General features: G+C 64.4%; 8 protein-coding genes and 1 pseudogene. 2 read left to right on the top strand and 7 right to left on the bottom strand.

All coding sequences use genetic code 11. The features are described 5' to 3' along the window. Positions 1–107 (top strand): annotated as a pseudogene (locus ACO6VM_RS14285) (alpha/beta hydrolase); the annotation flags it as partial. Between the two features lie 12 nt (positions 108–119). On the opposite strand, the gene ACO6VM_RS14280 reads toward ACO6VM_RS14285, so the two are convergent. From ACO6VM_RS14280 to ACO6VM_RS14250, 7 genes are all read right to left on the bottom strand, one after another. Next, entirely contained in the window at positions 120–455 is a 336-nt protein-coding gene (locus ACO6VM_RS14280) for a GlpM family protein (protein ID WP_125462840.1), read from the bottom strand. 27 nt (positions 456–482) lie between these two features. Further along, on the bottom strand, positions 483–1,811 hold the full coding sequence (locus ACO6VM_RS14275; protein ID WP_422403455.1) for a sigma-54-dependent transcriptional regulator: 1,329 nt from the start codon (positions 1,809–1,811) through the stop codon (positions 483–485). Between the two features lie 13 nt (positions 1,812–1,824). Further along, the gene (locus ACO6VM_RS14270) at positions 1,825–3,729 is read right to left on the bottom strand and encodes a sensor histidine kinase (protein ID WP_390969488.1); all 1,905 of its coding nucleotides are present in this window, start codon (positions 3,727–3,729) and stop codon (positions 1,825–1,827) included. A gap of 58 nt (positions 3,730–3,787) precedes the next feature. Beyond that, positions 3,788–4,522, bottom strand: coding sequence for an amino acid ABC transporter ATP-binding protein (locus ACO6VM_RS14265; protein WP_110995129.1), 735 nt, complete (start codon positions 4,520–4,522; stop codon positions 3,788–3,790). Beyond that, positions 4,519–5,190 carry an amino acid ABC transporter permease gene (locus ACO6VM_RS14260; protein ID WP_110995130.1) on the bottom strand — a complete coding sequence of 224 codons (672 nt, stop codon included), beginning with the start codon at positions 5,188–5,190 and terminating at the stop codon, positions 4,519–4,521. The genes ACO6VM_RS14265 and ACO6VM_RS14260 overlap by 4 nt, the downstream gene beginning before the upstream one ends. Next, entirely contained in the window at positions 5,191–5,937 is a 747-nt protein-coding gene (locus tag ACO6VM_RS14255; protein ID WP_401058822.1) for an amino acid ABC transporter permease, read from the bottom strand. A 147-nt stretch (positions 5,938–6,084) separates the two neighbouring features. Continuing rightward, entirely contained in the window at positions 6,085–7,002 is a 918-nt protein-coding gene (locus ACO6VM_RS14250; RefSeq protein WP_401058821.1) for a glutamate/aspartate ABC transporter substrate-binding protein, read from the bottom strand. A gap of 320 nt (positions 7,003–7,322) precedes the next feature. Here ACO6VM_RS14250 and ACO6VM_RS14245 point away from each other — a divergent pair, with 320 nt between their 5' ends. Beyond that, complete coding sequence (locus ACO6VM_RS14245; protein WP_422403454.1) at positions 7,323–11,621, top strand: NEL-type E3 ubiquitin ligase domain-containing protein; 4,299 nt, start codon at positions 7,323–7,325, stop codon at positions 11,619–11,621. The last annotated feature ends 5 nt before the right edge of the window (positions 11,622–11,626 follow it).

The raw sequence follows: 11,626 nt of genomic DNA, 5'->3' as shown, positions 1-11,626 counted from the left end.
ATCGCTTCCAGGAGCCGTTCAAGCAGCCGCTGCTGGGGGCGGTGCTGCCTTACCTGCAGTCGCACCGGCAGGATGTGACGCATATCGCCGGGCTTGCCCCGCGATAGGTCCTAGAGCCTTCAGTGCATCCTCACCCACACGCTCACCAGCACCGTCGCCGCCATCAGCCACGCCACCGTGGCCAGCGCCAGCGACGCCTCCAGGCGCATGCGGTCGACCAGCACATACAAGGTTGCCAGGTAAACGAAGTACGGAATGATCGACCACATCCCGAACAGGATGGTGGTCTTCAGATCGTCCACCGAGCGCCCCTTGCCAACGATGTAATGGGCGATCAGGGCGAAGGTGGGGAACAGCGGCACGAGCCCTGCGATGTAGTAGTTGCGGGTCTTCGACAGGATGGCCAGCAGCACCACCACGCCGGCGCCCAGGGCCGCTTTGAATACCAGGTCCACGTTGTCTTTCCAGGTTGAGGTTGCCGATCAGCCGAGGCCGTATTTCTTCACTTTGTCGAACAGCGTGGTCTTGGCCATGCCCAGCTCCTGGCTGGCCTGGCTGAGGTTGCCGCCGGTGCGTTGCAGGGCGTCGCTGAGCAGGTTGCGCTCGAACGCCTCGACCGCCTCGGAAAAGCCCAGGCCCTGGCTGGCGCCGCCGCTGGGGCCCTTCTTGAACGCCGGCAGGCCCAGGGCATGGCGTTCGGCGACGTTGCGCAGTTCGCGCACGTTGCCCGGCCAGTCGTGGGCCATCAGTTGCGACAGGGTCTGGCTGCCGAGCTCTGGCGCCTGACGGTCGAAGCGCAGCGCCGACTGCTGCAGGAAGTGCTCGAACAGCTGCAGGATGTCTTCGCGGCGCTCGCGCAGGGGCGGCAGCTCCAGGGTCACCACGTTGAGGCGGTAATACAGGTCGCTGCGGAACTGGCCGCTCTGGCCGAGGGCGTCGAGGTCGGACTTGGTGGCGGCGATCACCCGGCAGTCCACCGCAATGCTCTGGTTCGAGCCCAGGCGCTCCAGGGTGCGCTCCTGCAGTACGCGCAGCAGCTTGATCTGCAGGTTGATCGGCATGCTCTCCACTTCATCGAGGAACAGCGTGCCGCCATTGGCGTGCTCGATCTTGCCGATGCGCCGTTTGCCGGCGCCGGTGAAGGCGTTGGCCTCATGGCCGAAAATCTCGCTTTCGAACAGGTTCTCTGGCAGGCCGCCGCAGTTCAGCGCCACGAACGGCTGGCCCTGGCGCCGGCTGAAGTCGTGCAGGCAGCGGGCGACCAGCTCTTTGCCGGTGCCGGTCTCGCCTTCGATCAGCACGTTGGCCGAGGTGTCGGCAACGTTGGCGATCAGTTCGCGCAGGTGCTCCATGGCCGGCGAGCGGCCAATGATCCGGCCCTCCAGGCTGCTCTGTTCGACCAGTTGGCGGCGCAGGGCGACCACCTCACGGGACAGGCCGCGCTGCTCCAGCGCGCGGCGGACCACGTCGACCAGGCGCTCGGGCGAGAAGGGTTTTTCCATGAAGTCGTAGGCGCCGTTGCGCATGGCGCCGACCGCCATGTCGATATCGCCGTGGCCGGTGATCAGCACCACCGGCAGGCTGCGGTCGCGGGCCTTGAGGCGGTTGAGCAGCTCCAGGCCATCGATGCCTGGCAGGCGGATATCGCTGACGACGATGCCGGCGAAATCGTCGCCGATGCGTTCCAGTGCCTGCTCGGCGCTGCCGACGCCTTCGCAGGCGATGTCCTCGAGGGCCAGCGCCTGCTGGCAGCCGAGCAGCACATGGGGATCGTCTTCGACGATCAAAACCGTCAAGGGTGCTTGGTTCATAGGGACCCTTCGTTCATGGGAGCTCTGCGGATTCGGTGGGCGGCGTGGCCAGGGGCAAGGCGAGGACGAACGCAGTACCGCCGCCGGCGGGGTGTTCGACGCTCAGGGTGCCCTTGGCGGCGGTGGCCAGGCTGGCCGACAGGGTAAGGCCCAGGCCCAGGCCATGCTCGCCCGGTTTGGTGGTGAAGAACGGTTCGAACAGGTGCTTGCGCGCTTCCGGGTCGATGCCGTGGCCGTTGTCGCGTACCCACAGCCGGTACTTGTCGCCCTGGGCTTCGCCTTCCAGCCACAGCTGCGGCAGCGGTTGGGTGGCCATGGCGTCCAGGGCGTTGCCGATCAGGTTGACCAGGATCTGTTCCAGGCGGGTCTGGTCGATGGCCAGCTGCTGGTCGTCGAACTGGCGGTGCAACTGCAGATGGCAGGCACTGATGCGGTTGCCCAGCACCTGCAGGGTGGCCTCGACGGCCTTTTCCAGCGAGGCCTGGCCGCGGTCGTCGCCGCGCCGGGCGAACGAGCGCAGGCTGGCGGTGATGCGGCCCATGCGGTCGATCAGGTCGTTCATGGTGCGCAGGTTGGCGCTGGCGGTTTCCAGTGCGCCGCGTTCAAGGAAGCGCACGGTGTTGCCCGACAGCGTGCGCAGGGCCGCCAGGGGCTGGTTGAGCTCGTGGGCGATGCTGGTGGACATCTGGCCGATGGCCGCCAACTTGCCGGCCTGTACCAGCTCGTCCTGGGCCTGGCGCAGGGTCTGTTCGGCGTGGCGGCGTTCGCGGATCTGGCCTTTGAGGCGTTCGTTGCTGGCCCGCAGGTCGGCGGTGCGCTCGGTGATCTTGCGCTCCAGGTGGCTGTTGGCCTCTTCCAGCGCCTCGCGAGCAGCCAGGCGGGTGGCGATCACCTTGCGTCGTTCGTTCCAGGCGATGGCCAGGATCGCCAGCAGGGCGAACGCCACGCCGACCAGGATGCCCTGCACCATGGATTCGCGGCGCAGGTCCTGCAGCGGGGTGAGCAGGGTGAAGTGCCAGGGGGTGTCGACCAGGCGCCGGGTCTGGGCCAGGTAGGCCACTTCGTGGGGCTTGCCGTGGGCGGTTTCGCTGTTGGCCGGGAAGGTCAGTTTCTCCACGCCATCGGCCAGGGTTTCACGGGCCAGCGGTTGCAGCTCGTTGAGCGGCCACCAGTAGTACTGCAGGCTGCGCGCCAGGCGCTCTTTGATCTGCGGGTTCAGCGGGCGGACCGACTTGAGGCGCCGGGCCGGGTCGCTGGAGAGGATGATGATGCCGTTCTCGTCGCTGACGAAGGCTTCCAGGCGGGCGCGTTGCCAGCGCTCTTCAAGGGTGTCCAGGCGGACCTTGATCACTGCCACGCCAATGATCTTGCCGTGTTCTTCCAGGCCATGGGCCAGGTAATAGCCGGCCTCGCCGGTGGTGCTGCCGATGCCGTAGAAACGCCCGGGTTCGCCGCGCACGGCGGTCTGGAAGTAGGCACGGAACGCCAGGTCTTCGCCGAGGAAGGAATCGGCGTCGCGCCAGTTGCTGGTGGCCTGCACCCGGCCGTTGGTGTCGAGGACGAAGATCGCCCGGCTGCGGCTGCGCCGGTTCAGGCCTTCGAGGTATTCGTTGACGGCCTGGCGATCACCGGCTTCGGGGTCGGTGAGCAGGCGCGAGACGCTGTCTTCAAGCTCCAGCAGGCTGGGCAGGTAGGTGTACTTGCTGATTTCGCTTTCGACCGTGCGCGCATGCAGTTCCAGCGCGCGCTCGCCGCTTTCGCTGAGGGTGCGGATGCCATTGCTCTCGCTGATCAGATAGCCAGCCATGCCCAGACCGACCATCAGCAGGATGACCAGGGGCGGAAGCAGCAATTGACGGATCAGGCGGGATTTCACGGCAGGCTGGGCAGGGCGAAGGAGCGAAGGGTCGCATTTCATCACAGTGGCCTTGTCACGACCAGCGTCCGCTGCCGGGCAGGCAGCGGACGTGGCTCACTCAGTGTTGCAGGATCTTGCTGAGGAAGTGCTGGGTACGCTCGTGGCGGCCTTGCGGGTTGCCGAAGAAGTCTTCCTTCTGGCAGTCCTCGATGATGTTGCCTTTGTCCATGAAGATCACCCGGTTGGCGACCTTGCGGGCGAAGCCCATCTCGTGGGTAACGCACATCATGGTCATGCCTTCGTGGGCCAGTTCGACCATGACGTCGAGCACTTCGTTGACCATTTCCGGGTCCAGCGCCGAGGTCGGTTCGTCGAACAGCATGACGATCGGGTCCATCGACAGGGCGCGGGCGATCGCCACGCGCTGCTGCTGGCCGCCGGACAGCTGGCCGGGGTGCTTCTTGGCGTGGGCACCCAGGCCGACGCGGTCGAGCAGGGCCAGGCCCTTCTTGGTGGCTTCCGCCTCGCTGCGGCCGAGTACCTTGCGCTGGGCGATGGTCAGGTTCTCGGTGATCGACAGGTGCGGGAACAGCTCGAAGTGCTGGAACACCATGCCGACCCGCGAACGCAGCTTGGGCAGGTTGGTCTTGGGGTCGGCGATGGAGGTGCCGTCGACCACGATGTCGCCTTTCTGGAACGGTTCCAGCGCGTTGACGCACTTGATCAGCGTGGACTTGCCCGAGCCCGACGGGCCGCAGACCACCACCACTTCACCTTTCTTGACCTCGGTGCTGCAGTCGGTCAGCACCTGGAAGTCGCCGTACCACTTGTTGACGTTCTTGATGGAAATCATACGGTGATCCTTTTTTGCAGGCGCTTGACCAGCCAGGAAGCGGAGAAGCTGATGAGGAAGTAGACGACACCGGCGAAGATCAGGAACTCATGGGAGCGCCCGATGATGTCGCCGTTGGAGCGCGCCGAGTTGAGGAAGTCGATCAGGCCCACGGTGTACACCAGCGAGGTGTCCTGGAACAGGATGATGCTCTGCTGCAGCAGCAGCGGGGTCATCTTGCGGAACGCCTGGGGCAGGATGATCAGGCGCATGCACTGGCCGTAGCTCATGCCCAGTGCCTGCGCGGCGCCCATCTGGCCCTTGGAGATCGACTGCACGCCGGCTCGCACGATTTCGCAGAAGTAGGCCGCCTCGAACATCATGAAGGCCACGACGCAGGAGGTGAACGCGCCCACCGGGGTGTCTTCGCCGGTGATCCAGCGCAGCACGAACGGCACCGCCAGGTAGAACCAGGTGATGACCAGCAGCAGCGGGATGGAGCGGAAGTAGTTGACGTAGGCGCCGGCGAAGTTCGACAGCAGCTTGTTCGACGACAGACGCATCAGGGCGAGGATCGTGCCCAGCGCGATACCGCCGACCACACCCATCACCATCAGTTGCAGGGTCAGCACCATGCCGTCCCACAGGGCAGGCAGGGCCGGGATGATTTCGCTGAAATCCATGTCCATTTACTTGCCCCCCACGGAGATCAGGCCAGGTACCGAGACTTTCTTCTCGACCATGCGCATGAGCAGCATCAGGCCCATGTTCAGGGTGAAGTAGATCAATGTGGCGAGGGTGAACGCTTCGAACAGGTTGGCGGAGAATTCGGCGGTCTGCTTGGTCTGTGCCAGCAGCTCCATCAGGCCGATCAGCGACGCTACCGAAGAGTTCTTGAACACGTTCAGGAATTCCGAGGTGAGCGGCGGAATGATGATCCGGTAGGCCTGGGGCAGCAGCACGTTCATGTAGATCTGCGACAGGCTGAAGCCCATTGCGCGACCTGCCGATTCCTGGCCACGCGGCAGCGCCTGGATACCGGTGCGCACCTGTTCGCAGACACGGGCGGCGGTGAACAGGCCGAGGCAGATGACCACGCTGATCAGTGCCGAGGTGGTCGGGTTGAGGTCCTGCTTGAACCACTCCTGCAGGCCTTCGGGCAGCAGGTCGGGTACCAGGAAGTACCAGATGAACAGCTGCACCAGCAGCGGCACGTTGCGGAACAGCTCGACGTAGGCGGTGGCAATCCCTGACACCAGGCGGTTAGGCACGGTGCGCATGACGCCGAGCAGCGAGCCCAGCAGCAGCGCGATGATCCAGGCGGAGATGGCGATGGCGATGGTCCAGCCCAGGCCGGTGATGTACCAGTCCAGATAGGTTTCGCTGCCCACGCCGGTGGACTTGAAGAACACGCCCCAGTCCCAGTTGTAATTCATCGGGATTTCCCCTCAGACGGTTGTTTCACGGGCACCTTGATACATCCGGGGGCGTTCGACGCCCTCGGATGTAAAGGTTAGACACTAAAAAGTGGCCTGTCGGATCGAAACGTGCGCGTTGCGCACCAGGCCACTAGTTGCCTGGGATCAGGACTTCTTCTCGTCCGCGGCCTTGTCGGTCGGCTCGGCGATCAGCTTCTTCAACTCGTCGCTCATCGGGAACTGAAGGTTCAGGCCTTTTGGCGGGATCGGCTGTTGGAACCACTTGTCGTAGCTCTTGTTGACTTCACCCGACTTGAAGTAGGCGACGATGGCCGCGTCGACCGCTTTCTTGAAGGCCGGGTCGTCCTTGCGCACCATGCAGCCGTAGATCTCGTATGACTGTGGGGTGCCGGTGATGACCCAGTCGGACGGCTTCTTGGCCTTGGCCATTTCACCGGCGAGCAGGGCGTCGTCCATCATGAAGGCCACGGCGCGGCCGCTTTCGAGCATGTTGAAGGCTTCGCCGTGGTCTTTGGCCGAGATCACGTTCATCTTCATCTGCTTGTCGGCGTTCATCGCCTTGAGGATGCGCTCGGAAGTGGTACCGGCGGTGGTCACCACGTTCTTGCCGGCCAGGTCGGCGAAGTCTTTGTAGGAAGGCTGACCGTCTTTGACCTTGGTCAGCAGGCGGGTGCCGACTTCGAAGATGCCCACCGAGAAACCAACCTGCTGCTGGCGCTCGACGTTGTTGGTGGTGGAGCCGCACTCAAGGTCGACGGTGCCGTTCTGCACCAGCGGGATGCGGGTTTGCGAGGTGACGAGGTTGTACTTGACCTTGATGTCGGTGCCCAGTTGCTTCTTCAGGGCGTCGACCACAGCGATCTGGATGTCGTGGGAGAAGCCCACGGGTTCCGGCTTGCCGGCGAGGTAGGAGAACGGGATGGAGGAGTCGCGGTGGCCCAGGGTGATGGTGCCCGAGTCCTTGATCTTCTTCAGGGTGCCGGTCAGCTCTTCGGCCATGACGGGCGATGCGATGACTGCAGCCGCGATAGCGGCGCCCAGCAATTGACGAACGATGCGCATCAAATTTTCCTCGACGTGTTTGTTTTTTTTATGGAGCCGTTGGCGGACTCTTTCGTTCAACGAATACCGCAATGAAGCGGGTGCATTCGGCTACCAAGTGTAGAGCATGAGTCGTGCCAAGCTCTGGCATAGATCATAACGGCGCGAAAACACTGGGGATTAATGTTTTCTTACGGTTTGTGTTGCAGATATTTCGTCCGGAATACCGAATAGGTTGCTTTCGTGCGTTCGGTAACCCGAATGGGTGTGCGGTAGTGGAGTAACGCAACCGGCTGGCCGGTTACGGGTCTGCTTGTGGCTTTTGCCCGAGGAGTCCCCTGATGCCGCACATCACCGAATCGATTGACGGGCTGATCGCCCGGGAGTTGCCGCCGTGGTTACGGGGCCCGCAAGTCGAGCACCTGCGGGCCTTGCATGCGGCGCTTCGGGCCCAGCAGGAGTGTGCCGAGCGCATGCGCACCCTGCTCGAGGGCGTGCCGGCACTGGACGCTTTCGCTGCACCGCTGCTCGAACAGGCGCTGCAGCAGGCGGGGCTCGGCGCGGTCGATGTGGGTAACGCGTGGGTGGTGATGGCCCAGGATGTCGAACTGCCAAGCGCCGCACCCAACTTGCCCAAGCCACGGCATACCTTCCATTCGCGCCAGTCGCTGTTGGCCTCGGCCCTGCACAACTATCGCGAAGAAGAGGCGCAGCGTTCGATTTTCCGTCGTGCACGCCTGGTGGATGCCCAAGGTGTCGGTCTTGGGTTTACCTTCGAGCGTTTCGTCCGGCTGTGCCGCGCGCTCGACCTGGGCGGCCGCTACCAGCGTCTGCTCAAGCAACAGCTGCAGCCAGAAGGGGAAGCCGGACGCGTTGTCGAGCGTCTGTTCGAAGAGCAGCAACGCCTGCAACTGGAGGTCGAGGCGCTGACGGCGCTGCTCAAGGGGGGGCTGGACGAACGCGGCTACCTGCACCTGGTGCCGTTCCTGACCACCTCGCCGGTTGTTGCGCCGCTGCCTGAGCCGGTGGCGGCGCGGCAACTGTGGCTGCTGGGCAAACCTGTACAGGGCGTGGTGACTCTGGAAGTGCGCCAGCTCGGTGGCGCGACGGTCGAGGCTGTGATCGCGTGCATACCGGGTGATCCGCACGGTGCGGTGTCGCGCCATGGCTCGTGGAATGCCTTGTACCAGGTACTGGCGCAAAGGCTTGCCGAGCCTGGTTATCGACGCTTCTTCGGGCGCTTCCTGGGGGAGCGCGACCGGGCAGCCTTCATGGCCAGCCTGGCGCGGCTCAGGGCTGCGCAGCCGAACGCCACCGTTGAACTGGACGGGCGCAATTTCGTGATCGCGCCGCCGTTGCTTGTGCATCTTCGCGATGCGCGGCTGAGCAAGATTCTCGACGATGCCCGGGTGTTGGCAGTACCGACCGATGACGAGGACGCGGCGTCCCGACGTGAGCGCCTGCACGCCTATGTCGCCGCCGGGCTGGACCTGCTCAACCTGATCGGCCTGTTCGTGCCGGTGCTCGGGGAACTGATGCTGGTGGTGGCGGCGGCGCAGTTCGGCGAAGAGCTCTACGAGGGCTATCAGGATTGGCAGCTCGGTGATCGCCAGGCGGCATTGGACCATCTGTTCAACGTGGCTCAGACCGTCGTGGTCGGTGCGCTCGCTGGCAAGGCCTCAGGAGAAGCCATTCAGTTGACCCGGCGCATTCCGTTCGTCGATGGCCTTGCACCCGTGCGCACCGCCAGCGGCAGGTTGAAACTCTGCGCAGCGGACCTGGCCACCTATCGGGTGACGGCCGATGAGCTGGGGGCGGGTGAGTACCAGTCCGGTCGCGTGAGGCTGCATGACGGCGCCTATGACGCCCGTGAAGACAGTGCGCAGGGTGATTGGCAACTGCTTCACCCGCAGCGCGCCGATGCCCATGCGCTGCGCCTTGAGGGTAACGGTGCTGGCGGCTGGCGCCACGAGCTCGAGCAGCCGCAGTACTGGCAAGGGGACGGAAACCTGTTGCGGCGCCTGGGCAGCCGCTTGGCATCGCTCAACGATGCCACCGCCGAGGCATTGTTGCAGATCACAGGCCATACCCAGGCGCAGTTGCGCCAGCTGCATCTGGAGAATGCCGTGGCGCCTGCCCGGTTGCTCGATGCGTTGGAGCGGTATGCGCTGCATGAGCAGTTCCCGGCGCTACAGGGTGAGGCCTTCGAGGGCTACCTTGCCGAGCGCAGCGTCGTGCCGGACAGCCGCCAGGCAGTGCTCATTCGCGATTTCCCCGGGCTGTCTGTGCGCGGGGCGCAAGAAATCCTCGAGCAGGCCAACGGCGCACAGTTGCAGCAGATGCAGGCCACGCAGCGGGTGCCGTTGGCCCTGGCCGAGCGGGCCAGATGGTACTTGCGCGATGTCCGTCTGGATCGTGCCTGTGCCGGCTTGCAGCAGCGCCAGGCCGTCATCGCCGACACCGAGCGCCTGGCCTTCGGTCTGGTCGACGCCCTGGCGCCATGGCCTGAAACGGTACGCATCGAGCTGCGTGATGGCTACGCCGCGGGTGATTTGCGGGTGGCGTGCGGTGCGGCCACTGCCAGTGATGTACGCCTGATCGTCAAGGGGCGCCTGGGTTACCGGGTCATGGAAGGGCCAGGCGTCGACCGCTCGACCCCTCAGGATGATCTGTTGCAGGCGCTGGCGCTGAGCTTCGATGCCAGCCAGTCGGCGCGCCTGGGCGACTTGAGGCAGTTACGTGAACGCCTGGCTTTGCATGCCGCGACTCACCGCGAGCAAGTGGCCGACCTGCTCGGGCTGGCTCCCATCGGGCGCGGGCTGCGCCCACCCCGGCGGTTTGCCGACGGTCGTCTGGGCTATGCCCTCAGTGGGCGAGGTGAAAGCAGTCGGCAGGCGTTGGAGCAAGGTATCCGGCAGGTTTATCCCACGCTGACCAACCTGCAACTCGATGCCTACTTGCGAGCGTTGAGGCAGCAGAATGTCGATCCATGGACCCATTACGCGTTGTTGCAGGACCGCCTGGCACGGCTGCGCACGGCGTTACAGGCCTGGCGCGCCGATGCGTCCGGTCCCTTCGACGTACTCAGGCGTCGGCGTGTGGCCAATGCCATGCGCCGTAGCTGGCGGCGCAAGACCACCGGCGGCAACGGCGACTATGTGCTGGAGATCGTCGGTGAGCGCGTGGGCAGCCTGCCGACACTGCCCGATGATATCGATTTCCGCCATGTCCGCCGCCTGGTATTGCGTGACATGGATCTGGCCGATCTGCAGGCAGGCTTGCTGCGTCGGTTTGGCAATCTGCTCGAGCTGGATCTTCGCCATAACCGATTGACAGAGATTCCTGCGGATCTTGAACACCTGACGCAACTGCGACGGGTGCGGCTTTCGCATAATCGGATCGTGATGGATGTCGAGGGCAATCGCCGTCTCGGTGCATTGAGGCGCGCGGCAAGCGTTGAGCTCGATTACAACCCGCTGGGGCATTCGCCGGAGCTTGGGCGACTGCACCATCTTCGCAGGTTGACGCTGCGGGCCACTGGGCTGGAAAGCGTACCTGAAGAGCAGCATGTGCCCTGGCGTGCGTTGCTCGACCTGCGCGACAACCGGATTCGGCAGCTACGTCAGGATCTTCATGGGCTGGGCAGGCGCCTGGGATTGCAGCGGTTGAGCCTGCACGACAATCCCCTGGACAGCTCGAGCCTGCAGCAGCTGGATGGGCGAGTGAGCCCCTTGTCGCCGGGGGAACGGGGCAGTGCATCGTTCGAGCACGCGGCAGTGGATGCTTTGCTGCGTGAAACGATGCTCAGAGGTGCTCGGCCGGAACGGCTCGTGCTGCGATCAGCGTTGTGGGAAAGACTGATGGACGAACCTGAAGCGGCCGACCTGTTCAGGTTCATCGCGGACTTCGTCAATACCGAGGATTTCCGGGCTGCCGAGGACGTGTACCGCGGGCGGATCTGGCGCATTCTCGAAGCCTGTGAGCAGCATGAGGACTTGCGGGCGCGGGTGTATGCCGAAGCGGGCGGTGAGCGAACCTGCGAGGATCGTCTGCTGCTGGTGCTCAGCCAGCTTGAGCTGGCCGTGCTGGCAGAGCAGGCGGTCCTGAGCGGGCCACCCGAGCAAGTGGAATGGCGGTTGCTGCGCCTGGGGCGTGCTCTGTATCGCCTGGATGCGGTGGACTTGATTGCCAACGCTCATGTGCAGCGTCTGCGCGCTGGAGGCGCTGCGCTGGTGGATGAAGTCGAAACCCGGCTGTTCTATCGGGTTCGGCTGACTCCGTCGTTGGGTTTGCCAATGCAGCCCGAGATCATGCACTACGAAGAATACGCCGGGGTCAGCGCCAGCGACCTGCTCGCTGCGGAGCGACAGGTATTGCGTGGCGAGAACCTGCAAGTGCTGGTCGAGTCGTTGGCCCAGCGCCCGTTCTGGGAGCGATTTGCCCGAGAGCGCCATGCCGAACATTTCGAAGCAATGGCCGAGCCCTTCCACCAACGTCTGGAGGCAGGGCTTGAACAAGGGGCGAACAGTGCCGAGTACGTGACGCTGGCGCAAAGGCTCAGGCAGGAACTGCAAGAGGCCGAGCAGCAATTGCTGCAAACCCTGGCCAGGGAGGCCTTCGACCGCTCCCAGCCAGGTTAGCCTGC

The sequence above is a fragment of the Pseudomonas sp. GZD-209 genome (assembly GCF_049310485.1).
GTDB lineage: Bacteria > Pseudomonadota > Gammaproteobacteria > Pseudomonadales > Pseudomonadaceae > Aquipseudomonas > Aquipseudomonas sichuanensis.
Note: the sequence above shows the minus strand (reverse complement) of the source record. Positions and strands in the feature narration are given on the sequence as shown.